Raw genomic sequence first — 22516 nt, forward strand, 5'->3', positions numbered from 1 at the left:
AAATGGGTGCCGCCGCCGGGGGGGTGGGTTGTCCGACGGCAGGCCGTGCGTCCTTGCCTCGCGCCGGGTTACAGCCTGATCCGGCGCGCGGTGGCCTTGTCCGCCAGTGCCGCGTCGTGGGTGACCAGCAGCAAGGCGCAGCCGATGCGGCCCAGCTCGTCCAGCAGGCAGTGCACGGTGTCGCGCTGGGTGAGCGGGTCCAGCCGCGAGGTGGGCTCGTCGGCAAACAGCAGCGCCGGGCGCAGCAGCAGGGTGCGGATCAGCGCTAGCCGTTGCAGCTCGCCGCCGGACACCTGCGAGGGCAGGCGTTGCAGCAGTGCCGGGCCGAGCTTCAGCCTGTGCAGCAGCGCCTCCAGCGCGGACCAGGGTTGGCCGCAACGCTTCAGCACGTCGTGCAGCGCGGTATGCAGCGGGACGCGCGGGGCGAAGGCCTGCACTGGGTCCTGGTACAGCTTCTGCCAGGCGGTGCGCGGCAGGCCGTCGCGGTAGCGCACGCTGCCGTGGTCGGCGCGGGTCAGCCCCAGCAGCATATTGCCCAGCGTGCTCTTGCCGGCGCCGCTGGCTGCCAGCAGCGCCACGCGCTCGCCGGCGGCGAGGTCGATGTCCACGTCGCGGAACAGCTGCTGACTACCGTAGGCCTTGGCGAGGCCACGGCCCTGCAGCAGCCAGTCGCCAGCGGCCGGGTGGGCGATGGCCGGCCAGGCCTGCGGCTCGGCCGCCAGCAGCGCCTGGGTGTACGGGTGTGCCGGCCGGCTCAGGATGCGGCTGGCGGGGCCGTGTTCCACCACCTCGCCGCCCTGCATCACCAGTACCTGCCCGCCCAGCGCCCGTGCCAGCGCGATGTCGTGGGTGATGGTGAGCAGGCACTGACCGCTGTCCAGATGCTGTTGCAGCAAGCGGCGCAGCGTGTCGCAGGCGGCGCTGTCCAGCCCCTTGCTGGGCTCGTCGGCCAGCAGCAGGCGGGCGCCGCCCAGGGTGGCGGCGGCAAAGGCCACGCGCTGCGCCATGCCGCCGGACAGCTGGTGCGGGTAATGGTGCTCCGCGGCCTGCAGCCCCAGGCTGTCCAGGCGCCGGCGGGCGGCGTCGCGGGCGAGGTGGCCGTCGCCGCGCCAGCCTTCGGCGACCTGCGGCAGCACGCGCATGGTCGGGTCCAGCGCGGTGACCGGCTCCTGCGGCAGGATGGCCAGCAGCTCGCCCCACAGGTGGCGGCGGTTGGCCGCATCGTGCAGCGGGTAGCGGCGGCCGTCGGTGCGCAGCTCGCCCTCGGCGCGCAGGCCGGCGGGCAGGGTGCCCATGATGGCGTGCGCCAGCAGCGATTTGCCGGAGCCGCTCTCGCCCAGCACGGTCAGCGCCTCGCCGGGGTGCAGGCCGAGGTCCAGCGGATCGAGCAGGCAGCGTTGCTGCTGGTACACGGTCAGGCCGTGCAGGTGGATCGTGCTCATGGGTTTACCTCCAGCGGGCGCAGCAGCACCAGTGCGGCCAAGGTCAGGGCCAGCACGGCGACCGGCGCCAGCAGCAGTTGCGGCGCCTCGCTGTAGTGCGGCAGCGCCTCGGTCATCATCAGGCCCAGCTCGGGCATGGGCGGCTGGATGCCGACGCCGACAAAGCCCAGCGTCGACAGCGCCAGGATGGCGGTGGCGAGGCCGAAGCTCATCATGGTCAGCAGCATGGGGGCCAGCTCCGGCCACAGGTGGCGGCGCACGATATGGGCCGGACCAAAGCCCAGCAGGCGCGAGGCCTCCACGTGCGGGCTGGCCAGCAGCAGCCGGCTGCGCGCCCGCGTCATGCGGAAGTATTCCACCCACTGCGCCAGGGCCAGGCCGATATACAGGGTGAGGAAACCGCCCTGTGCCATGGCGGAGAAAATCAGCACGATCAAGAGGCCGGGCAGCGCCAGCACGCCGTCGGCGAGGCCGCGCAGCACGGTATCGGTCCAGCCGCCGCGCCACGCCGACAGCACGCCCAGCAGGCAGCCCAGCAGCGCGGCGCTGAGCACGCACAGGCCGGCCAGCCACAGCGACAGGCGGGCGGCGCTGGCCAGGCGGGCGATCACGCTGCGGCCCAGCTGGTCGCGGCCCAGCGGCTCGGCCAGGCTAGGGGTTTCCAGGAAGCGCATCAGCTGCTGGCCGGCGTAGTCCGGCCACAGCAGCGGGCCGGCCAGCGCAAACAGCAGCACGGCGGCCAGCAATACATAACCCAGCCGTTGCGGCCAGGCGCGGGAAGTCAACGGTGTCATTCAGGACTCCGCCGGGCCACGCGGATCGATGGCCAGGCATAACAGGTCGGTTGCGGTATTCATCAGCACGAACAGCCAGGCCAGCAGCAGGGTGCAGCCCTGGATCATCGGCACGTCGCGCCAGAAGATGGCGTGCACCAGCGCGTGGCCGACGCCGGGCCAGGCGAACAGGCTTTCCACCACCACCACGCCTTCGATCAGCAGGATCAGCTGCACCCCGGCGTAGGCCACCACGGTGACGCCGATATTGCGCAGGCCGTGGCGCAGGAAGACCCGCCACGGCGCCAGCCCCTTGCTGCGGGCAAAGCGGTAGTAGTCGGCCCGCACCACCGCCAGCACGCTGTCGCGCACGATGCGGGCGGTGAGGCCGGACAGGCCCAGCCCCAGCGTCAGCGCCGGCAGCAGCAGGTTGCCGCCCTCGCCGTGGCCGGCGGCCGGTGCCCAGCCCAGCTGTACCGACAGCGCCAGTATCAGCATCAGGCCCAGCAGGAAGGGCGGCAGCGCGCGCAGCAGCACGCTGTAGCCCAGGGTCAGCCGGTCGGCCCAGCCGCCGGGAGCGAGGCCGCTGGCCAGGCCCAGCGGGAGGCCCACGCCCAGCGCCAGCGCCACGCTGGCGGCGGCCAGCTGGAGGGTGGCGCCCAGGTGGTGGGCGATTTCGGCCAGCACCGCGCCGCCGGAGACCAGCGACTGCCCCAGCTGCAACTGCGCCAGCTGGCCCAGCCAGCCTGCAAACTGTTGCCACGCCGGGCGCGCCAGCCCCAGCTCCTGCCGTACCGCGTCGGCGGCGGCGGCATCGACGTAGTCATAGCCGTAGCGGCCGGCAGCGATGCGGAAGGCCATGTCCCCCGGCAATTGCTGCACCAGCAGGAAGCAGAGCGCGGCGACCAGCAGCGAGACGATGGCGGCCTGCAGCAAACGTTGGCCGCAGATGCGCGCCAGCGCGCGTTGACGTGCGCGGTCCATTTAGCGCCCCCAGCTCATGCTGCTCAGGCGGTAGCTGCGCTCCTGCGGGTCCAGGCTGACGCCGCGCAGCGCCTTGCTCACCGCCGCGCTCTGGCGATACCAGGCCACCGGCAGTACCGGCAGCTGCTGCTGCAGGACGGCGGCCACCTTCAGGCGCGCCGCCGCGGCCTGTGGCGCGCTCAGCCCGCCCCGGCCCAGTGCGGCCAACTGCTGCGACAGCGCGGCGTTCTGCCACTTCATCACCCCCCAGTCGGCGCCGTCGTCGGTGAAATCGCCCAGCAGCGTCACCAGCGGGTCCGGCACCAGCGCGTAGTTGCGCGCGTACAGCGCCAGCTCCAGCGTGCCGTCCTTGTGCGCCGCCGGGATGTCGCTGGAGTTGCCCACCTTCACCTGCACCGCGATGCCGGCCTGGCGCAGCTGGTCTTGCAGCGCGGTGGCCAGCAGCGGCAGCTCCGGGCGATCCGGGTAGGTGCGCAGCGTCAGCGCCAGACGTTCGCCGTTGCGCAGCAGCTGGCCGTCGGCGCCGGGTTTCCAGCCCAGCGCGGCAAAGCTGCGGCGGGCCTGATCGGGCTGGTAGGCCAGCGCCGGCAGCGTGGCCTGGTGCCAGGCCGTCATGGTCGGCGGGAACAGCTGGCTGGCCGCCATCTCCGGATCGCGCAGCAGCGCGGTGGCGATGGCCTGGCGGTTGATGCTCTGGCTGATGGCCAGACGCATGGCCGGGCTGTTCAGCCATTTGTGGCCGGCGTTGAACTTGATCTGGATCGCGCGCGGCAGCGTGGCGGACACGATGCTCACGCGCGGGCTGCTTTTCAGGCGCGCAATGCTGACCGGGTCCAGGCCGAAGGCGATGTCGGCCTGGCCGCTTTCGGCCGTCAGGGTGCGGCTTTCGGCGCGGCCGATGGCCTGGTAGCTGGCATCCGTGATGGCCGGCTTCTTGCCCTGCCAGCCGGCAAAGGCCTGCACCGTCACCCGCTGCGGCAGCCGCAGCCGGGTAACGCGGTAGGGGCCGCTGCCGATGATGCCCGTCACGCTGCCGTCGGCGGCGTAGGACGCGGGCGCCAGCACCTGGGTATGGCTGTGGGCGAATACCGCCGGCAGCGGCGCGAACGGCTTGCCCAGCACCACCACCACGTCCTTGCCGTCGGCGCGGATGGCGCTGATGGGGGCATTCTCCAGCATGCCGGGCTTCTTGCGCGCGCGTTCCAGCGCCGCCACCACGCTGGCCGCGGTCACCGCGCTGCCGTCGTGGAAGCGGGCACCGTCGCGCAGCGTGAAGCGCCAGCTGAGCTGGTCCGGCGCGGCCTGCCAGCGGCTGGCGAGGCCGGGTTTCAGCGTACCCGTGTTGTCGGCGTCGACCAGGGTTTCGGCCACCTGCAGGCGGGTGAACAGGATGCCGCTGCTGGACGACGGGTCCAGGCTGTGGATTTCCCACGGCCCGATCAGGTTCAGCGGTTTGGCGTGGGCGGCCAGGCTCATCGCCAGCAGCAGGCTGCCGGCGTACAGGGGGGATCGGAGAGGAAACATGATGATATCTGCTTATCGAGAATTGTTATCGAGCGCAATGATATACAGTAACGTTTTGTGCGGCAAGCGGCAGCGTGTCGCCAGCAAGGCGCGGCGATCCGTCGGGTGGAGAGCGGGGAGGACAGACAGGGCCCTGTCGCGATGCGACAGGGCCTTGGGGGAAAGCGGCGGGCCGCCGCCGTCATGACTGGCCCGGCGGCGCGAGGCGCCGTGCGGCCAACCTTTGCCTAGCCTTTGGTGCTGCCGTTCACGCTCAGCATGAAGGTGCCCTGCGGGCGGATCGGCAGGTAGCGCTGGTAGAAGCCCAGGTAGGTGGCCGTCGGGTCCAGGTCCTTGAACAGGTCGGGGTAGAGCGTCTTGGCCAGGTACTGCAGCAGCGCCGCATCCATGATGCTGCGGGTGGCGCCGTGGTACACGGCATGGACGCGGCCGTTTTTCACGGCCGGCAGTCCGGCCCAGCCCGCGCGCTGGGTGAAGCCTTTCAGGCGCTGCTGCACGTTGCCGGCCGGGATGGCCTGGCCGATCTGCATCGCGGTCGGGCTGCTCACGTTTTCATAACCGGCAATCAGGATCACCTCCGGCTTGCTGGCCATCAGCTGCTCGGGGTGGATGGCGCCCCACGACTCCACGAACGGCGCCGCGACATTGTTGCCGCCGGCCAGCTGCACCATGGCGCCCCACATGTTCTTGCCGTAGGTGTAGCTGTACTCTGCCGGGCCCTTGTCGCCCAGCTCGATGTACACGCGCGGTTGCGGCCGTTTGGCTTTGGCAACGCGCTGGGTGATGGTGTCCACCACCTGGCGGTAGTCGGCGGCGATGCGCTGCGCCCGCGCCGTCTCGCCGGTGACCTCGCCCAGCACGCGGGTGCTGGCCAGGTGCCGTTCCAGCGTCTGCGCGTTGTAGTCGATCACCACCACGGGGATGCCGGCGCTTTCCAGTCGCGCCAGGTCCGGCCCCAGCGCCTTGTACTGCCAGTCCGCCAGAATCGCCACGTCGGGCCGGGTGGCGAGGGCTTTTTCCACCGAGAAGGTCTGGTCCTGCACGTTGCCGAGGTCGGGCACGCGCGCCAGTTGCGGCTTGCGCGCCACGTACATGGCCCAGGTGGCCGGGCGCGACTTCACGAACCAGCCGCGGGACATGCCGACCACGCGGTCAAACGACTTGTCGCCGCCGACCGCAAAGAAATCCTCGATGTAAAAGCAGAGCAGGATGCGCTTGGCCGGCGCGTCCATCTTCACTTTGCGGCCAAGCACGTCTTCGACCACCACGGGCTTGGCCACGGCCAGGCTTGCCGTGGCGCACAGGGCGAACAGTGCCGAGACGCGGCTCAGCGTCCTTAACCAAGACATAAGCATCCTTCTTCATTTAAAAATGAAAATGATTGCTAATTGTGTCTGCAAAGTCAATGTCCGGCCGCTGCACCCGGGGTGGCCGGGCCGCAATACGGCGGCTGGGCGGTAGAGCCGGGAGGGCGGTATGTTGCCGTCGTCATCCTGGGTCAGCCGGATTCGTGCCGGGCAGGCGCAGTATTGGGGCACGATTTCCCCTTTTTTCCGGTAAAAGCCCGGAAATGCTGCTTTGTCTGCCGGATGCCGTTGCGGTGCTTGGCCTATATTTTATAAACAAGAATGGTTATTATAAATATTTATTCGATAAGCCACCTGCCCGGTTGCCATAGTTTCACGGACCGTACTCATGACCGATATCACTGCGTTGCACACGGCGCTTAGCCGCCAGCGGCAGCGCGAACACCGCCGCTGGCGTTTCCTGTTGCTGTTCCTGATGCTGATCGCCGGCAGCCTGTTGCTGGATGTGGCCACCGGACCGTCGCTGCTGCCGCTGCGCGAGGTCGCCGCCACGCTGCTGTCGCCCGGCGAGGCCGACGCGATGACCCGCGCCATTGTCATGGATATGCGCCTGCCGATCGCGCTGATGGCGCTGGTCGTCGGCGCGGCACTGGGTCTGGGCGGCGCGCAGATGCAGACACTGCTCGACAACCCGCTGGCCAGCCCGTTCACGCTGGGCCTGGCCGCCGCCGCCGGTTTCGGCGCGGCGCTGGCGCTGATCAGCGGCGGTTTCGGCCTGCCGCCGCTGATCGCCATCCCCATCGGCGCCTTCGTGTGCTGCATGTTGGCCGCAGGCCTGCTGTTCGGCCTGGCGCTGATGCAGCACGTGAGCAGCCAGACCATCATCCTGGCCGGGATCGCGCTCTTGTTCCTGTTCCAGTCGTTGCTGTCGCTGCTGCAGTTCCTGTCCTCGCCCGAACTCAACCAGCAGATCGTGTTCTGGCTGTTCGGCAGCCTGATGCGTAGTACCTGGGATTCGCTGCTGATTACCGCGGTGGTGACCGTGGCCTGTGCGCTGCTGCTGTACCGCGACGCGTGGAAGCTGACCTGTTTGCGGCTGGGCGAGGCGCGCGCGCGCAGCCTGGGCGTGGACGTGACGCGCCTGCGCCTGAAGACGCTGGTGCTGGTGGCGCTGATGACGGCGACCGCCATCAGCTTCGTCGGCATCATCGGCTTCATCGGGCTGGTGGCGCCGCACATCGCGCGCATGCTGATCGGCGAGGACCAGCGCTTCCTGATCCCGCTGTCGGCGCTGTGCGGCGCCTGCATGCTGTCGGTGTCGTCGGTGCTGTCCAAGTCCATCATCCCGGGGGCGCTGTTCCCCATCGGCATCGTCACCGCCATCATCGGCGTGCCATTCTTTATCTGGCTAATCCTGGGGAAGGGGCGCAAACGTGCTTGAACTGGATAAGCTGTCGCTCGCCATCGGCAAGCAGTCGCTGGTGCGCGAGCTGAGCCTGCAGCTGCAGCCCGGCCAGCTGCACGTGATCATCGGCCCCAACGGCACCGGCAAGACCAGCCTGCTGCGCGCGCTGTTCGGCGAGCTGCCGCTGCAGCAGGGTGAGATCCGCTTTGGCGGCCACGCGCTGTCGCGGCGGCACGGGGCCAGCTGGCGTCGCCAGTTCGGCTACATGCCGCAGAACACCCAGCTGGAGCTGGAGCTGAGCGTGCTGGAGGTGGTGGTACTCGGTCGTCTCGACAGCCTGAGCATGCGCCTGTCCGACGACGACATCCTGGCCGCGCTGTCGGCGCTGCAGGCACTGGGCATCGCCCATCTGGCCGACCGCGCCATGCACTCGCTCAGCGGCGGCCAGCGCCAGATGGTGCTGTTTGCGCAGGTGCTGCTGCGCGACCCGCAGATCATGATGCTGGACGAGCCGGTCAGCGCGCTCGACCTGCAACACCAGTTGCAGCTGATGGAGCACCTGCACCACCAGACGCGCGCCAAGAACTGGGTCAGCCTGGTGGTGCTGCACGACCTGAACCTGGCGGCGCAGTTTGCCGACCGGCTGATCGTGCTGGCCGGCGGCACGCTGCAGGCCTTCGGCCCGCCGGCCGAGGTGCTGGACGCCGGGCTGATCCACCGCCTGTACAGCGTGCCGGTGGACATCCACCGCGACCGCGACGGCAAACCCTATATCCGGACCCTCAGGCAGGCGAGCCTCTGCGCATGACCCGCCTTGCCCGTACCCTGCCAAGGTTGGCCGCAGGCGCCTGCCTGAGCCTGCCGGCCGCCGCCATGGTGTTCGAGCCGGCCAGCCGCGGCCACGCCACACCCGATGGCGTGACGCGGTGGGGCCGCGCCGAAGAGCAGCCGTTTACCGTGACCCCGCAACAGCCCGGCCAGTACTTCATCTGCCCGCCACACCGGATGATGGGCATGGTCGGGTCGGTACAGGCCGGCGAGGCCGTCAACAAGCAGGCCGCCAGCGACAGGATGCAGAGGGCCGCATGGACAGCAATAGCCAGCGCATCGACGCGCTGCTGGCCAAGGTGCGCTAATTGGCGGCACTGAAGGCCAGCCTGCACGGCTGGCGCGAACTGAGCCCGGCCGCCCGCCTGCTGGTGGCCAACGGGCTGGCGTTCAATCTCGGCTTTTACATGATGATGCCCTACCTGGCGCAGCACCTGGGCGGCACGCTGGGGCTGGCCGGCTGGGCCGCCGGGCTGGTGATGGGCATGCGCGTGTTCAGCCAGCAGGGCTTGTTCCTGCTCGGCGGCACGCTGGGCGACCGCATCGGCTACCGCCCGGCCATCGTGTGGGGCTGCCTGATCCGCAGCCTGGGCTTTGCCCTGCTGGGCTGGGCCGACCGGCTGCCGCTGCTGTTGCTGGCCGCCTTCCTCACAGGCTTTGCCGGCGCGCTGTTCACCCCCTGCGCCCAAGCCTACCTGGCCGCCGAGTGCCGCAGCGCGGACCAGCGCCAGCAGGCCTTTGCCCTGCACAACCTCGCCAGCGAGGCCGGCATGCTGCTGGGGCCGCTGGCCGGCATGCTGCTCACCCGCCTGGACTACGCCGTCACCGGCGTGGTGTCCGGCGGCGTGTTCCTGCTGCTGACCTGGCTGCAATGGCGCATGCTGCCGCCGCAGCCGGTACCGGCCCGGCCGGCGCCGGCCGCCGCAAGCGTCACCGCGCAGTGGCGCACCATCGTGCGCAACCGGCCGTTCCTGCGCTTCGCGCTGTGCGCCAGCGCCTACTCGCTGCTGTTCCACCAGCTGTATCTGGCGGTGCCGGCCTTTATCCAGAGCCAGCACCACGCCACCGGCCTGCTGGGCAGCGTGTTTACCGTCACCGCGCTGATCGGCGTCACCCTGCAACTGCCGGCGACGCAACTGGTGCAGCGGCGGCTGGGCGTCGCGCGCGCGATGGGACTGGGGCTGGGGCTGATGGGCTGCAGCTACCTGGCCATCCCGTGGTTGGCCGCATGGCCGGTGCCGGCCACCTTGCTGCTGGCCTGCGGCCTGTCGCTGGGCTCCATCCTCTGCTACCCGCTGTTCTCGGCCCACCTGCCGCACTACGCCACGCCGGGCCAGCTGGGCAGTTACTATGGTTTCTACGCAAGCCTGGGCGGCGTGGTGGCGCTGCTGGGCAACGTGCTGATCGGCAGCCTGCTGGGGGCGGCGGGCCGCACACCGCCGGTCGTCATCTGGTACGCGCTGGCCGCCTGCGGCGCGGTGGCCGGCTGGCAGCTTTACCGCCAGCTGGCGCGCGCGCCGGCGCATCCGGACGGAGAGGGCGGAAGATGAAACCGGCTTTGGGGCTGCTGCCGGGTGCGTGGCAGCGGGGACGGGGTGTCGGCGGAAGCTGTCCTTCCGCTGCTTGTAGGACAACGACCGGTTTGCACAAGACTTCGGACGCGTTCGACAAGAGCCGGCTAGCCAGCCCATATTTCAAGTCGGAATGACGTACTACGCCAAGCGTCCGGGGCCGGCGAAGGCTTTGTACCAAATTCTGACGGAGCACCAGCAACACGCCTAGCGGTACCAATCAGATCATCCAGGTAACCGATGACGGGGATAAAGTCGGGAATCGGGTCAAGGGGCGGCAAGGCATAGGCGGCAACCAACAGCGCCAGCAGCCTGGCATGCCACGGCGTTCTGGGGTCTCATGCGGCCAACCTCAACGTATGCACATCGCGCCTGATGACTTTTGCCCACTGCCGCAAAGCGTTGCAGCAGCGTTGCTTTCTCGGTGGACACCGGCTTCTGGCCTCCTGGAAGAGGGTGATGCCGGCCTTGTCTCCCCGCTGGCTGTCAAAGCGCGTTCAGGTACCCGCCGGTGCCGGCAAGGTCTACGCTTTAAGCGGTCGGCACGCGCCGCAACCCTCCGGGAGAACCATGATGCTCAGCAAGAACACGATCTGCCTGTGGTACGACGGCGACGCCTTGGACGCCGCCAGTTTCTATGCCCGCACCTTCCCCGACAGCGCCGTCGGCGCCGTGCACCATGCGCCGGGCGACTACCCCGCTGGCAAGCAGGGCGACGTGCTGATGGTGGAGTTCACCGTGGCCGGCATCCCCTGCCTGGGCCTGAATGGCGGCCCGGGCATGCCGCACAGCGAGGCGTTCTCGTTCCAGATTGCCACCGACGACCAGGCCGAAACCGATCGCCTGTGGCAGGCGATCATCGACAACGGCGGCCAGGCAAGCGCCTGCGGCTGGTGCCGCGACCGCTGGGGCCTGTCCTGGCAGATCACCCCGCGCGCGCTGATCGCGGCGGTGACCGACCCAGACCCGGCAGCTGCCAAGCGCGCCTTCGAGGCGATGATGGACATGACGCGGATCGACATCGCCGCGATAGAGGCGGCGCGGCTGGGCCATTAGCCGGCAAGGTTGGCCGCAAGGCCGGCGCCAGCATGCGAATGGCCACGCGAATCGGCCCGAGTTTCGTAGAGGCTGCGCTGTTCACGACTGCAGCCGTTCAGGTGTGAGGGGCTGAACGGCTGTCATGGCTGAACTTCAGCCGGATTCGCCGTCATCAAGGATGGGCGCTATCAGCCCAGTGAACTAGGTGTGGCCACTTGAGAAGGCGCGCGTCGGGATCACGAAACTGGGTTTGTAGCTGGCGAGCTGATCGGGCGCCGATCCGCAACGCCAAACAGCAGGTGGGGGCCAGGCAAAACAAAGCCCTCCGGAAGGGAGGGCTTTGTTTGTGTAGGGTGGGCTGGGGTCAGTGCTGATGCCCGTGCTCGCCGTGTACATGCTGGTGGGCGATTTCCTCGGCGCTAGCCTCGCGTACGCTCACAACGTTGAGGGCGAAGCGCAGGGTTTTGCCGCACAGCGGGTGGTTGCCGTCCAGCAAGACGGTCGGGCCCTTGATCTTGGTGACGAAGTAGTAGCGCGGCTCGCCATCCGGGCCGATGCGCTGGATCTGGCCGCCGACCTTGATGCCGGGCGGGAAGTCGGCCTTGGGCATGGTGGTGACCAGCGCTTCGTCGCGCTCGCCAAAGGTGTCTTCGGTCGCCAGTTCCAGCGTGGTCTGGAAGCCTGCTTCCTGGCCTTCCAGTGCGGCTTCCAGTTTGGGGAACAGGTTGTCGTAATCGCCGTGCAGGTAGGCGACCGGGTTCTTGCCATCGTCGTAGACCAGACCCTGGCTGTCTGTGACTTTCATGCGCAGGGTGACGGCGGTGTTTTGGGTGATTTTCATGGCGGGCAAGGGCAAATAAATTGAGGCGGGAAGGTTCGCAGTTCAGCGGGGGCGTGTCAACTGGCGGGTGAGTCGCCTCGCTCTCTTCCGATGAGTGTCTGCCGGCGGGCGACAATCGGCCACGGCAGGCGCGGGGACTGGATGGCCGTTTGGGCCGATCTCCCTCACGGGCTCTGGGCCGGCCGGGAGGCCCCGTCCCTGTCGCCCGGCCGCCCCCGCACCGACCCACCAACGAAAAGAGGCCCTTCCGGGGCCTCTTTGCTTCCAATCCAGCTGCCGGGACGGCAAGCCGCCCGGCTCTTTCCACTCCGCCTACCAGTTGCTCTCCCGCTCCGGGGTGGCGGTGATGTTGTGGATGGACAGGTCGGCGCCGTTGAATTCCTCTTCGTCGCTGAGGCGGATGCCGACCACTTTCTTCAGCACGCCGTACACCAGGTAGCCGCCGCCAAAGCCGATGCTGATGCCGGCCGCGGTGCCGATCAGCTGCGAGGCCAGGCTGACGCCGCCGGCGCCGCCGAGCCAGTGCTGGCCGAACAGGCCGGCGGCGATGCCACCCCAGGCGCCGCACAGGCCGTGCAGCGGCCACACGCCGAGCACGTCGTCGATCTTCCAGCGGTTTTGCGTGAGGGTGAACAGGTACACGAACATGACGCCGGCGACGCCGCCGGTGAGCAGCGCGCTCAGCGGGTGCATCACGTCGGAGCCGGCGCACACCGCCACCAGCCCGGCCAGCGGGCCGTTGTGGATGAAGCCGGGGTCGTCGCGGCCGGCCCACATCGCGGTCAGCGTGCCGCCGACCATCGCCATCAGCGAGTTGACCGCCACCAGCCCGGAGATGCCGCCGACCTTCTGCGCGCTCATCACGTTGAAGCCGAACCAGCCAACGATCAGGATCCAGGCACCCAGTGCCAGGAAGGGGATGGACGACGGCGGGTGGGCGCTGACGCGGCCTTCCCTGGTGTAGCGGCCGCGGCGGGCGCCGAGCAGCAGCACCGCCGCCAGCGCGATCCAGCCGCCGACGGCGTGCACCACCACCGAGCCGGCAAAGTCGTGGAATGGTGCGCCGAAGTTGGCCGCCAGCCAGTCCTGGATGCCGAAGTGGCCGTTCCACACGATGCCTTCAAAAAACGGATACACCAGGCCGACCAGCAGGAAGGTGGCCGCCGACTGCGGGTGCAGGCGCGCGCGCTCGGCGATGCCGCCGGAGACGATGGCGGGGATGGCGGCGGCAAAGGTCAGCAGGAAGAAGAACTTCACCAGCTCATAGCCGTTGGCCTGGCTGATGTGGCTGACGTCGCTGAAGAAGTGCACGCCGTAGGCGACGCCGTAGCCGACAAAGAAGTAGGCCAGCGCCGAGATGGCGAAGTCGGTGAGGATCTTGACCAGGGCGTTGACCTGGTTTTTCTTGCGCACGGTGCCCAGCTCCAGAAAGGCGAAGCCGGCGTGCATCGCCAGCACCAGAATGGCCCCGATCAGTAAGAACAGTACGTCGTTTGCACTTGTTTGCGTCATGCCTGCGCTCCAATGGTGCGTATCCGTGGTGCGGCACGGCGCGCTGCGGATACGAATGCCTGTGATTGGGGCGCTTTCTTGCAAAAAGGGTGCCAGCGGGCGCCAGCCTTGTGCATCAAGGCGTCATGACGATGCCTTGCGCCGGATGGTGGTGCGGAGGGCGGCGCTTGCCTTGATTTGGTGCGTGGCGGTGGGCGGTATTGGTGCGCTGACGTTGCGGCCAACGTTGGCCGCAACGTCAGCCGCAATGTCAGGCCGGCAACAGGGTCTCGACGCGGTCGTCGCGCTGCAGGATCTGCCGCAGGAATCGCTGCATGCTGTGATCGTCGCCGGTGGTGACGAAGCGGTACTGCGGCGGCGTCTGCGGGCCGCTGCGGCACTGGTGTTGCTGCAGCAGGCGCAGCGTCTGGCGCACCACGGCATCGGTGGGGTCGATGATGTCGATGTGCGGCGGCAGCTGCTCACGGATCAGCGGCGCCAGGAACGGGTAGTGGGTGCAGCCGAGCACCACGTGGTCGACGTTGTGCGCCAGCAGCGGCGCCAGCGCTGCGGCGACGGTGCGCCGGGCGTTGTCGCTGTCCAGCTCGCCGCTTTCCACCAGCTCGACGAAGCCGGTGCCGGCCTGGCTGTAGATCTCGGCGTGGTCGTGCAGCTGCGCCGCCAGCTGGCGGAATTTCTCGCCGCGCAGCGTGGCCTGCGTCGCCAGCACGCCGACCTTGCCGCTCTGCGTCGACAGCGCCGCCGGCTTGATCGCCGGCTCCATGCCGACGATGGGTAGCGTCGGATACTTCAGCCGCAGGTGACGCGCCGCGGCGCTGGTGGCGGTGTTGCAGGCGATCAGCAGCAGGGTGGCGCCCTGTGCCAGCAGGTAGTCGGCGATCAGCTCGGAACGGGCGATCAGCTCGTCGTCGCTGCGCCCGCCGTAGGGACAGTAGCCCTGATCGGCAAGGTAGATCACCGGTTCGTCGGGAAGCTGGGCGGTGAGCTCGCGCCACACCGAAAGGCCGCCTAGGCCGGAATCAAACATGCCGATCATGAGGGATTAACTGTTCTGGATGACGATTTTCGGGAATTTACCAGAGAAGTCGCGTGCCTTGTCGCCGACCTTGACCGCCACCTTGCGCGCGATCTGCTGGTAGCGGGCGGCCAGTGCGCTGTCCGGCGCTGCCGCCACCGTCGGGCGGCCGTCGTCGGTGGCCAGGCGGATGGAGAGATCCAGCGGCAGCGAGCCGAGCACGTCGACACCGTACTGCGCGCTCATCCGCTCGGCGCCGCCGTGGCCGAAGATGTGCTCTTCGTGGCCGCAGTTGCTGCACACGTGCATGGCCATGTTCTCGACGATGCCGAGGATGGGCACGCCGACCTTCTCGAACATCTTCAGTCCCTTCTTCGCGTCCAAGAGCGCGATGTCCTGCGGCGTGGTGACGATGATGGCGCCGGTGACCGGCACCTTCTGCGACAGCGTCAGCTGGATGTCGCCGGTGCCCGGCGGCATGTCGATCACCAGATAGTCCAGCTCGTTCCACAGTGTGTCGTTGAGCAGCTGCTGCAGCGCCTGGCTTACCATCGGGCCGCGCCACACCATCGCCTGGTCCTCGTCGACCAGATAGCCGATCGACATCGTCTGCACGCCGTGCGCCGGCAGCGGCACCAGCTTGCCGTCGATCACCTCCGGCTTCTGGCCCTGCAGGCCCATCATCAGCGGCTGCGACGGGCCGTAGATGTCGGCGTCGAGGATGCCGACCGACGCGCCTTCCGCCGCCAGCGCCAGCGCCAGGTTGGCCGCGGTGGTGGACTTGCCGACGCCGCCCTTGCCGGACGACACCGCGATGATGTTCTTCACCCCCGGCAGCAGCGGCACGCCGCGCTGTACCGAGTGGCTGGTGATCTCGCTGACCACGTCGATGCTCAGCTTGCGCTCGCCGGCCAGCGGCGCCAGCCGCTCGCGGAACAGCTCGGCGATGGCGGCGAAGCGGCTTTTGGCCGGGTAGGGCAGCGCCACGCGCACATTGAGGTGGGCGGCATCGTTTTGCTGCACGCTGACGCCTTTGCGGTAGGGCTTGTGGGTGTCTTCGTCGATCAGGTCGGCGATGGCATCGAGAATGTCGGTGTCGGTCAGGGCCATGTCAGTAGTCCGGGAAGCGGCGTCGCCTTGGACGCCAAACAGTTTGCCGAGTCGGGAAAGCATGATGGTGATCTTGAGCGGGATGAATAGCCGACTATTTTAATCGGGTTTGCCGCGGGCGAACAGGCTTGCCCGCCGTTTTGGCCGCAGCCGCCATGATAAGCGCTGCGCCGGCGTCGTGCATGCCGTGCTTGCGAGCAAGGTTGGCCGCAGATTGCTGCTTACTTTTTTGTCATGGCGGCGGTATAGACAGATTTGCTGGTGCAAGTGACTGATTCGGCGTAGAATCGACGCCTTTTTTCTCAGCCGGCACGGGATGGCAGACCGCTCCGTGGCGGTGTTTTCGAGGTGACGTTTTGTCTGAATTTGTCAGGATTTCCCGTTTGACCCCGGCGCGGATGCTGTTCCCGCTGGCGCTGGTGCTGTTTGAATTTGCGGTCTACATCGCCAACGACATGGCGCAGCCGGCGATGCTGCGCGTGGTGCAGGAGTTCGGCGTCGGCATCGAGTGGGTGCCGATGGCGATGACCGCCTTCCTGCTCGGCGGCGCGCTGATGCCGTGGCTGACCGGGCCGCTGTCCGACCGCATCGGCCGCCGACCGGTGCTGCTGGGCGGGGTGGTGTATTTCATCGTCGCCTGCCTCGCCACCTATCTGGTGAACTCGATCGAGGCCTTCATGGCGCTGCGCGTGCTGCAGGGCGTCGGCCTGTGCTTCATCAACGCCGTCGGCTACGCCGCGGTGCAGGAGGCGTTCGAGGAGAAGACCGCGGTCAAGGTCACCGCGCTGATGGCCAACGTGGCGCTGATTGCGCCGCTGGTCGGCCCGCTGGCCGGCGCCGCGCTGATCGAGTTCGCGCCGTGGCGCAGCTGCTTCCTGTTCATCGCCGGCGTGTCGCTGCTGGCGCTGCTCGGGCTGTGGTGGAAGATGCCGGAAACGGTCGACGTTGGCCGCACGCGCGCACCGCTGCGCCGCATGGGCGCGGACTACCTGGCGCTGCTCGCCGACCGCCGCTTCGTGCTGTCGCTGCTGTGCCTCCCGCTGCTGGCGATGCCGCTGATGGGCTGGATCGCGCTGTCGCCGGTGCTGCTGGTGGAAGACCTGGGCATGAGCACCGTCGAGTACGGCCTGTGGCAGCTGCCGGTGTTCGGCGGCCTGATCGCCGGCAACTTCGCGCTGGTGTTGCTCACCGAGCGCCTGGCGCTGGGGCGCTCGGTGCTGCTGGGCATGTGGCCGATCGTCGGCGGCCTGGCGCTGATGCTGGGCGGCATCCAGCTCAGCAGCGTGCCGCACATCTATATGGTGGCCGGCATGAGCCTGATGGCCTTCGGCGAGGGGCTGTCGTTCGCGGTGCTGTACCGCTTCGCGCTGATGGCCAGCACGGTGAGCAAGGGCACGGTGTCGGCGGCGATGAGCATGTTGTCGATGGCCGGCTACGCGCTCGGCATCGAGCTGTTCCGCCACGCCTATATCGCTGGCGGCATGATCGGCTTCGCGCTGATGTCGCTCTTGACCTCGCTGCTGTTCGTGCTGGTGGCCCGGCCGCGGGTGCGCCACGCGATGAAGCTGCGCGCGGCGCCGGTGGCGCAGGCAGCCTGATGTTTCGCGCACACGGCTTATAAAGGTTGGCCGCAACGCTGTTGCGGCCAACCTTTGTCGTTATAATCGACGGTTTCGTATTGCTTATCGGGATGCATTTCATGACTAAACGCCAGATTCTGGTTACCAGCGCACTGCCGTATGCCAACGGCGCCATCCACTTGGGGCACATGGTTGAACACATCCAGACCGATGTCTGGGTGCGCTTCCAGAAGATGCGTGGCCACGAGTGCTACTACGTCTGTGCCGACGACACCCACGGCACCCCGATCATGCTGGCCGCGGAAAAGCAGGGCATCACCCCGGAGCAGCTGATCGAGTGCGTGAACACCGAGCATCTGGCCGATTTCAGCGGCTTCCACATCGGCTACGACAACTACTACAGCACCAACAGCCCGGAAAACAAGGCGTTCTCCGAGCAGGTCTACCTCGCGCTGAAGGCCAACGACAAGATCGCCAGCCGCACCATCGAGCAGCTGTACGACCCGGAAAAGAACATGTTCCTGCCGGACCGCTTCGTGAAGGGCGAATGCCCGAAGTGCGGCGCGGCCGACCAGTACGGCGACAACTGCGAGAAGTGCGGCGCCACCTACAGCCCGACCGAACTGAAAAACCCGTACTCGGCGGTGTCCGGCGCCAAGCCGGTATTGAAGACCTCCGAGCACTACTTCTTCCGCCTCGGCGAGTGCACCGGCTTCCTCCAGGACTGGACCGGCGGCAGCAGCCTGCGCGGTGACGGAGTGAGCCAGGCCCACCTGCAGGCCGAATCGCTGAACAAGATGAACGAGTGGATCGAAGGCGGCCTGCAGGACTGGGACATCAGCCGCGATGCGCCGTACTTCGGCTTCGAGATCCCCGGCGCGCCGGGCAAGTACTTCTACGTGTGGCTGGACGCGCCGATCGGCTACATGGCCAGCTTCAAGCACCTGTGCGACCGCACCGGCATCGATTTCGACGAGTGGTTCAAGCCGGACAGCAAGACCGAGATGTACCACTTCATCGGCAAGGACATCCTGTACTTCCACGCGCTGTTCTGGCCCGCGATGCTGCACTTCGCCGGCTACCGCGCGCCGACCGGCGTGTTCGCGCACGGCTTCCTGACCGTGGACGGCCACAAGATGTCCAAGTCGCGCGGCACCTTCATCACCGCCAAGAGCTACCTCGACTGCGGCCTCAATCCGGAATGGATGCGCTACTACATCGCCGGCAAGCTCAACGGCCGCATCGAGGACATCGACCTCAACCTGGGTGACTTCGTCGCGCGCGTGAACTCGGACGTGGTCGGCAAGTTCGTCAACATCGCCAGCCGCGCCGCCGGTTTCATCAGCAAGCGCTTCGGTGGCCAGCTTGCGGCCAACCTTGAGGACGAAACCCGCCTGCTGGGCAATATCGCCGGTGAAGCGGAGAACATCGCCGCCGCCTTCGAGGCGCGCGAGTACGCCAAGGCGCTGCGCGAGGTGATGGCCATTGCCGACATCGTCAACGGCTACGTCGACGCCAACAAGCCGTGGGAGCTGGCCAAGCAGGAAGGGCAGGACGCGCGCCTGCACGAGGTGTGCAGCGTGCTGATCAACGCCTTCCGCCTGCTGACCATCTACCTGAAGCCGGTGCTGCCGAAGCTGGCCGAAGGCGTGGAAGCCTTCCTCGACGTGGCGCCGCTGCAGTGGGCGGACGCCGACCGGCTGCTGCTGGGCCACACCATTAAACCGTACCAGCACCTGATGCAGCGCATCGACCCGGTGCTGGTGGAAAAACTCATCGAGGCGAACAAGCAAAGCATGGAAACCCAAGCCCCGGCCGCCGCGGCCAACTACGAGCCGCTGGCCGACACCATCAAGATCGACGACTTCGCCAAGCTCGACCTGCGCGTCGGCAAGGTGCTGGCCTGCAACTTCGTGGACGGCTCCGACAAGCTGCTGCAGTTTACCGTCGACCTCGGCTTCGAACAGCGCAACATCTTCTCCGGCATCCGTTCTGCTTATCAGGAACCGGAAAAGCTGGTTGGCCGCAAGGTGATCGTGGTCGCCAACCTGGCCGAACGCAAGATGCGCTTCGGCGTGTCGCAGGGCATGATCGTGTGCGCCTCCGGCCCGGAGGACAACTCCGGCCTGTTCCTGCTGGACGCCGACGACGGTGCCGAACCGGGCATGCGCATCGGCTGATCGCCCCGCCGGCTTGCCAACACCGCCCATGCCCCGTCGCCGACGGGGCATTTTTCATGGCGGGGATTCATCAGAGTTTCATAATCGCGGCTTAAGCTGCCGTCAGTGCTACGGGAACTCCGTGAAACTACCTATAGTCAATAGCGACATAAACACGTTATCGTAGCGTGAGCTTATGTTGTTTCAGTAAGCCGGATAATCGTCAGAAAAAGAATGACAAAAAGGAAAAATCATGAGAATCAACCAACTTGAGCCAGGCCATAGCATCCTGGAAACAACCGACAGCGGTGAAGAAATCCGCTTTGAAGTCATCAATGTCAAGCCGCTGGGCCGACGCTACGAAGTGACGATGCGCACTTCCGCCGGTCTGGAAAGCGTGGTCTACTCGGGTAACGCCTACGTACAGACCGCCGCCTGACAGAACGTGGCACCACAATCAAAGCCCTGCCTTGCAGGGCTTTTGTCTTTTTGCTTGACGCACTGCAATATACGCGGTACTATTCTTTTCTCAGTCGCGGGATGGAGCAGTCTGGTAGCTCGTCGGGCTCATAACCCGAAGGTCGTAGGTTCAAATCCTGCTCCCGCAACCAGAATTCATAAAACGGTTTGGCGACTAAACCGTTTTGCCTTGAGAAATATAAGTGGGAGTTTCCCGGTTATTTCTCGCGGTACAATCTATACTTGCAGTATTCAGTCGCGGGATGGAGCAGTCTGGTAGCTCGTCGGGCTCATAACCCGAAGGTCGTAGGTTCAAATCCTGCTCCCGCAACCACATATAAACCCCTGATTCAATTGAAAAATTGAATCGGGGGTTTTGTGCATTTCCACCCGTGATTTGGGCACAGCACCTGTTCTGTGCCCATTTTTGTGCCTAAACCGTGCCCACAGCGTTTCCCGAACGGGGCGTTTTGACCTTTGGGATGAATGGGCCCGCAGTTTGGTGATGACCGTTGGGATTTCTGCACGGTTTGTGCCCAGTGGGCACAGTGTGGGCACAAGGTGCAAGTGTCTGAAATCGTCATTAAGTAGCGTTAAGTCACCTTTGCATCACGCTAGGGCATTGAAATGACTGGTAAACCCTACGTCACCCAGCTATCAATCTTCGGGCTTTGCTCAGTGTCCTTTTTGTATTCCATTGCGCTCAAGGGGACGTGTTTTCTCCCTTGGGCACAAGATTGGGATTGAACTCGAAGATGTCGCTGACTTGGCAATCGAAGTACGCGCACAAGGTGTCCAGCACATCTAGCTCAACCCTTTCTGCCGTCTCATGGTAGAGCCTGGTCAGCGTACCTCGATTCAGCCCTGTGTCTCTTGCTACGTCGCTGATTTTGAGGCGTCGCTCTCCCATCATGCGTGATAGGTGGCATTTGATCATGTCTTTCTCCGGATGATAATGATCTTCTATAGATTAAAAGGTGTTGCAAAAGGTCTTTTTGCGTGCATAATGATCTCTAGGGGGTCAAATTTCCCACTTAAAGGGAAAAATGACCTTCTGAGTTTACATGCACATAAGGAATGAGACTATGAGTTCTACCTACATCACGACTGAAGAGTTGGCTTCCCGCATCCACTACGACCCACGCACTATCCGTAACAAGCTAGTTGATCACTGCTTGTTTGAGGGCAGGCACTATGTCCGCCCCTTCGGTCGAAGAAAGTTTCTTTTTATCTGGGAGGCCATCGAAGCGGATCTGCTTCGAAATCACTCCGACTCGATTGCCATGCCTTTGGCGGACTAGGGGGCGATCATGGGTGTTGTACGAGCAAGAAAAGAGACAGGGCTGTTATTTTTGGACTTCAGATGGAATGGAAAACGGTGCAGGGAGCAAACAGAGCTAAAGAACACGGCAGCGAATCGAAGAAAACTTGAGCGGATGCTTCAACAGATAGAGTCCGAGATTCAGCTTGGCCGGTTTCGCTACGAGACTTTCTTCCCTGAGAAGGGTATTTCAGAGGACTCGGTACCTAGTTTTCTTCTTGAGCAGAAAGAAGAAGTGGATCCTAAGGTGCTGCGGACGCCAATTTTTAAAGACTTCATCGAGGAGTGGCTAGCTGAGACCAGCATCGGCTGGCGCCGGTCTTATCTGGTTACGATCAGGGGAAACATCGATAAGTACTACTTGTCAGCATTCGGCAATGTCAGGGTCGGGGCTGTCACCCGAGCAGACTTGCTTAAATTCCGGTCGTCGCTCGCCAAAGTTTCTGGCCGGAATGGTAATGCAACCTTATCTGCTAACCGTATCAACAAGATCATGGATCCGCTGAGACGCATTTTCGAGGAAGCCGCCGACCGTTACGACTTTACCACGCCTTATGTGCGCATCAAACCGTTGAAGGTGCCAAAGTCTGATGTACAGCCGTTCACCCTGCAGGAGGTCAAGCAGATCATCGATAGCGTGCGGCCAGATTTCCGCAACTACTACACGGTGCGTTTCTTTACCGGCATGCGTACAGGGGAGATCGATGGCCTGAAGTGGAAGTATGTGGACTTTGATCGTCGCCAGATCCTGGTGAGGGAAACCATAGTCTACGGTGAGGACGACTACACGAAAACCGATGCGTCGCAGCGAGACATCGCCATGAGTCAGCCAGTCTACGAGGCACTACAGAAGCAGTACCGGGCGACGGGTGCCATGTCCGAGTACGTCTTCTGCAATCTGCAAGGCTTGCCTATCGAGCACAACAATGTAACCAAGCGTGTCTGGTACCCGCTGTTAGGAGCATTGGGTCTGGAGCGAAGGCGGCCATACCAGACCAGGCATACGGCGGCCACGCTCTGGTTGGCCGCAGGGGAGGCACCAGAGTGGATTGCACGACAGATGGGGCATGCCAATACGGAGATGTTATTTAAAGTTTATTCGCGTTATGTACCTAACCTTACTCGCCGTGATGGGTCAGCCTTCGAGCAGCTACTGAAAACTGCCCAGATCCAGAAGGAGGATGAACATGCAACGGTTTAATGAGGAGCGGGCATTACGACATACATGGGCCATGCTAGAAATCGGCCTGTACCTGCGCGAACTCGGTGCCAATCAGGAGATTCCACTCGCGGTACGTCAGCAAGCATTCAGGCTTGCTCAAGACTACCCACGAGTCACCGAAATTCTCATTCTGGCAAAGCGTGATCATGGTCGAAATGGCACAAGGAGTTTGCTCGCGAATGTAGAAAAGGACTTGCTTGTGGGGGATAGCTACCGCCTCTTGATCAAAGCACTGAAGGCCGAGGCGCAATCCAGGACAGCGGATCTTTAGATTGCTTATATGGCGATGCCGCTACTCAGCTTTGGCTGAGTGGCGGATATTCTTTTCGTATTTATGCGACCGCTTCCTGTTCCGACAGAGTTGCACTGGGTACATCTCACCGTTCAAGCGTATGGCCAAAACTGGTAGAAGACGGGTTCTCGGC

Annotated in this window: 21 protein-coding genes, 2 tRNA genes and 1 pseudogene; 13 read left to right on the forward strand and 11 right to left on the reverse strand. The window is 65.3% G+C overall.

Annotated features, from left to right (window positions below):
- Positions 1-68 precede the first annotated feature (68 nt).
- The 5 genes from IE100_RS01260 to IE100_RS01280 form a co-directional block, all read right to left on the reverse strand.
- Positions 69-1442 (reverse strand): ABC transporter ATP-binding protein, encoded by a 1374-nt coding sequence (locus IE100_RS01260; protein WP_189372285.1) that lies wholly within the window; start codon positions 1440-1442, stop codon positions 69-71.
- Positions 1439-2236 carry an ABC transporter permease gene (locus IE100_RS01265; RefSeq protein ID WP_189372287.1) on the reverse strand — a complete coding sequence of 266 codons (798 nt, stop codon included), beginning with the start codon at positions 2234-2236 and terminating at the stop codon, positions 1439-1441. The genes IE100_RS01260 and IE100_RS01265 overlap by 4 nt, the downstream gene beginning before the upstream one ends.
- Positions 2237-3199, reverse strand: a complete 963-nt coding sequence (locus IE100_RS01270) for an ABC transporter permease (protein ID WP_189372288.1) — start codon at positions 3197-3199, stop codon at positions 2237-2239.
- Positions 3200-4723, reverse strand: coding sequence for an ABC transporter substrate-binding protein (locus tag IE100_RS01275; RefSeq protein WP_189372290.1), 1524 nt, complete (start codon positions 4721-4723; stop codon positions 3200-3202).
- A gap of 227 nt (positions 4724-4950) precedes the next feature.
- Entirely contained in the window at positions 4951-6072 is a 1122-nt protein-coding gene (locus IE100_RS01280; protein ID WP_229800168.1) for an ABC transporter substrate-binding protein, read from the reverse strand.
- A gap of 346 nt (positions 6073-6418) precedes the next feature.
- On the opposite strand from IE100_RS01280, the gene IE100_RS01285 reads away from it, so the two are divergent.
- Genes IE100_RS01285 through IE100_RS01300 form a run of 4 tightly spaced genes read left to right on the forward strand, consistent with a single transcriptional unit; the run spans position 6419 to position 9813 of the window.
- Positions 6419-7471 carry a FecCD family ABC transporter permease gene (locus IE100_RS01285; RefSeq protein ID WP_189372294.1) on the forward strand — a complete coding sequence of 351 codons (1053 nt, stop codon included), beginning with the start codon at positions 6419-6421 and terminating at the stop codon, positions 7469-7471.
- Entirely contained in the window at positions 7464-8243 is a 780-nt protein-coding gene (locus IE100_RS01290; protein WP_189372296.1) for an ABC transporter ATP-binding protein, read from the forward strand. The genes IE100_RS01285 and IE100_RS01290 overlap by 8 nt, the downstream gene beginning before the upstream one ends.
- Positions 8240-8584 (forward strand): plastocyanin/azurin family copper-binding protein, encoded by a 345-nt coding sequence (locus IE100_RS01295; protein WP_189372298.1) that lies wholly within the window; start codon positions 8240-8242, stop codon positions 8582-8584. Before IE100_RS01290 ends, IE100_RS01295 begins: the two co-directional genes overlap by 4 nt.
- Positions 8572-9813, forward strand: coding sequence for an MFS transporter (locus tag IE100_RS01300; protein WP_229800169.1), 1242 nt, complete (start codon positions 8572-8574; stop codon positions 9811-9813). Before IE100_RS01295 ends, IE100_RS01300 begins: the two co-directional genes overlap by 13 nt.
- A 208-nt stretch (positions 9814-10021) precedes the next feature.
- Here IE100_RS01300 and IE100_RS16380 read toward each other — a convergent pair.
- Positions 10022-10196: pseudogene (locus IE100_RS16380) on the reverse strand (DUF1232 domain-containing protein); the annotation flags it as partial.
- A 208-nt stretch (positions 10197-10404) separates the two neighbouring features.
- On the opposite strand from IE100_RS16380, the gene IE100_RS01310 reads away from it, so the two are divergent.
- Positions 10405-10890 (forward strand): VOC family protein, encoded by a 486-nt coding sequence (locus IE100_RS01310; RefSeq protein ID WP_229800170.1) that lies wholly within the window; start codon positions 10405-10407, stop codon positions 10888-10890.
- A 346-nt stretch (positions 10891-11236) separates the two neighbouring features.
- On the opposite strand, the gene IE100_RS01315 is transcribed toward IE100_RS01310, so the two are convergent.
- From IE100_RS01315 to apbC, 4 genes are all read right to left on the reverse strand, one after another.
- Positions 11237-11713, reverse strand: coding sequence for an FKBP-type peptidyl-prolyl cis-trans isomerase (locus IE100_RS01315; RefSeq protein ID WP_189372300.1), 477 nt, complete (start codon positions 11711-11713; stop codon positions 11237-11239).
- 312 nt (positions 11714-12025) lie between these two features.
- Positions 12026-13225 (reverse strand): ammonium transporter, encoded by a 1200-nt coding sequence (locus tag IE100_RS01320; RefSeq protein WP_189372302.1) that lies wholly within the window; start codon positions 13223-13225, stop codon positions 12026-12028.
- 250 nt (positions 13226-13475) lie between these two features.
- A complete protein-coding gene (gene murI / locus IE100_RS01325; protein WP_229800171.1) occupies positions 13476-14252 on the reverse strand; it encodes a glutamate racemase in 777 nt (258 codons plus the stop codon).
- Positions 14253-14267: 15 nt separating this feature from the next.
- The gene (gene apbC / locus IE100_RS01330; protein WP_189372306.1) at positions 14268-15350 is read right to left on the reverse strand and encodes an iron-sulfur cluster carrier protein ApbC; all 1083 of its coding nucleotides are present in this window, start codon (positions 15348-15350) and stop codon (positions 14268-14270) included.
- A 356-nt stretch (positions 15351-15706) separates the two neighbouring features.
- Between apbC and IE100_RS01335 the strand changes: the two genes are divergently transcribed.
- The 5 genes from IE100_RS01335 (at position 15707) to IE100_RS01355 (ending at position 19882) form a co-directional block, all read left to right on the forward strand.
- Complete coding sequence (locus IE100_RS01335; RefSeq protein ID WP_189372308.1) at positions 15707-16948, forward strand: MFS transporter; 1242 nt, start codon at positions 15707-15709, stop codon at positions 16946-16948.
- Between the two features lie 101 nt (positions 16949-17049).
- Positions 17050-19110, forward strand: coding sequence for a methionine--tRNA ligase (gene metG, locus IE100_RS01340; protein WP_189372310.1), 2061 nt, complete (start codon positions 17050-17052; stop codon positions 19108-19110).
- A gap of 232 nt (positions 19111-19342) precedes the next feature.
- Entirely contained in the window at positions 19343-19528 is a 186-nt protein-coding gene (locus tag IE100_RS01345) for a hypothetical protein (RefSeq protein WP_189372311.1), read from the forward strand.
- Between the two features lie 95 nt (positions 19529-19623).
- Positions 19624-19700: transfer RNA gene (locus IE100_RS01350), tRNA-Met, on the forward strand.
- Between the two features lie 105 nt (positions 19701-19805).
- A tRNA-Met gene (locus IE100_RS01355) sits at positions 19806-19882 on the forward strand.
- A 369-nt stretch (positions 19883-20251) separates the two neighbouring features.
- Here IE100_RS01355 and IE100_RS16570 read toward each other — a convergent pair.
- A complete protein-coding gene (locus IE100_RS16570; RefSeq protein ID WP_189372313.1) occupies positions 20252-20485 on the reverse strand; it encodes a helix-turn-helix domain-containing protein in 234 nt (77 codons plus the stop codon).
- 148 nt (positions 20486-20633) lie between these two features.
- Here IE100_RS16570 and IE100_RS01365 point away from each other — a divergent pair, with 148 nt between their 5' ends.
- The 3 genes from IE100_RS01365 to IE100_RS01375 are packed head-to-tail and all read left to right on the forward strand — an operon-like array spanning position 20634 to position 22362.
- The gene (locus IE100_RS01365; protein ID WP_189372315.1) at positions 20634-20849 is read left to right on the forward strand and encodes a hypothetical protein; all 216 of its coding nucleotides are present in this window, start codon (positions 20634-20636) and stop codon (positions 20847-20849) included.
- 9 nt (positions 20850-20858) lie between these two features.
- Complete coding sequence (locus IE100_RS01370; protein ID WP_189372317.1) at positions 20859-22070, forward strand: Arm DNA-binding domain-containing protein; 1212 nt, start codon at positions 20859-20861, stop codon at positions 22068-22070.
- The gene (locus tag IE100_RS01375) at positions 22057-22362 is read left to right on the forward strand and encodes a hypothetical protein (protein ID WP_189372319.1); all 306 of its coding nucleotides are present in this window, start codon (positions 22057-22059) and stop codon (positions 22360-22362) included. The genes IE100_RS01370 and IE100_RS01375 overlap by 14 nt, the downstream gene beginning before the upstream one ends.
- Positions 22363-22516 lie beyond the last annotated feature (154 nt).

Source organism: Vogesella alkaliphila (assembly GCF_014652475.1).
GTDB lineage: Bacteria > Pseudomonadota > Gammaproteobacteria > Burkholderiales > Chromobacteriaceae > Vogesella > Vogesella alkaliphila.

What these genes read in the sequence shown, in the direction of transcription:
- IE100_RS01260 (WP_189372285.1), bottom strand. Translation starts at nt 1,442, where the DNA reads ATGAGCACGATCCACCTGCACGGCCTGACCGTGTACCAGCAGCAACGC.
- IE100_RS01265 (WP_189372287.1), bottom strand. Translation starts at nt 2,236, where the DNA reads ATGACACCGTTGACTTCCCGCGCCTGGCCGCAACGGCTGGGTTATGTA.
- IE100_RS01270 (WP_189372288.1), bottom strand. Translation starts at nt 3,199, where the DNA reads ATGGACCGCGCACGTCAACGCGCGCTGGCGCGCATCTGCGGCCAACGT.
- IE100_RS01275 (WP_189372290.1), bottom strand. Translation starts at nt 4,723, where the DNA reads ATGTTTCCTCTCCGATCCCCCCTGTACGCCGGCAGCCTGCTGCTGGCG.
- IE100_RS01280 (WP_229800168.1), bottom strand. Translation starts at nt 6,072, where the DNA reads ATGTCTTGGTTAAGGACGCTGAGCCGCGTCTCGGCACTGTTCGCCCTG.
- IE100_RS01285 (WP_189372294.1), top strand. Translation starts at nt 6,419, where the DNA reads ATGACCGATATCACTGCGTTGCACACGGCGCTTAGCCGCCAGCGGCAG.
- IE100_RS01295 (WP_189372298.1), top strand. Translation starts at nt 8,240, where the DNA reads ATGACCCGCCTTGCCCGTACCCTGCCAAGGTTGGCCGCAGGCGCCTGC.
- IE100_RS01310 (WP_229800170.1), top strand. Translation starts at nt 10,405, where the DNA reads ATGATGCTCAGCAAGAACACGATCTGCCTGTGGTACGACGGCGACGCC.
- IE100_RS01315 (WP_189372300.1), bottom strand. Translation starts at nt 11,713, where the DNA reads ATGAAAATCACCCAAAACACCGCCGTCACCCTGCGCATGAAAGTCACA.
- IE100_RS01320 (WP_189372302.1), bottom strand. Translation starts at nt 13,225, where the DNA reads ATGACGCAAACAAGTGCAAACGACGTACTGTTCTTACTGATCGGGGCC.
- murI (WP_229800171.1), bottom strand. Translation starts at nt 14,252, where the DNA reads ATGTTTGATTCCGGCCTAGGCGGCCTTTCGGTGTGGCGCGAGCTCACC.
- apbC (WP_189372306.1), bottom strand. Translation starts at nt 15,350, where the DNA reads ATGGCCCTGACCGACACCGACATTCTCGATGCCATCGCCGACCTGATC.
- metG (WP_189372310.1), top strand. Translation starts at nt 17,050, where the DNA reads ATGACTAAACGCCAGATTCTGGTTACCAGCGCACTGCCGTATGCCAAC.
- IE100_RS01345 (WP_189372311.1), top strand. Translation starts at nt 19,343, where the DNA reads ATGAGAATCAACCAACTTGAGCCAGGCCATAGCATCCTGGAAACAACC.
- IE100_RS16570 (WP_189372313.1), bottom strand. Translation starts at nt 20,485, where the DNA reads ATGATCAAATGCCACCTATCACGCATGATGGGAGAGCGACGCCTCAAA.
- IE100_RS01365 (WP_189372315.1), top strand. Translation starts at nt 20,634, where the DNA reads ATGAGTTCTACCTACATCACGACTGAAGAGTTGGCTTCCCGCATCCAC.
- IE100_RS01370 (WP_189372317.1), top strand. Translation starts at nt 20,859, where the DNA reads ATGGGTGTTGTACGAGCAAGAAAAGAGACAGGGCTGTTATTTTTGGAC.
- IE100_RS01375 (WP_189372319.1), top strand. Translation starts at nt 22,057, where the DNA reads ATGCAACGGTTTAATGAGGAGCGGGCATTACGACATACATGGGCCATG.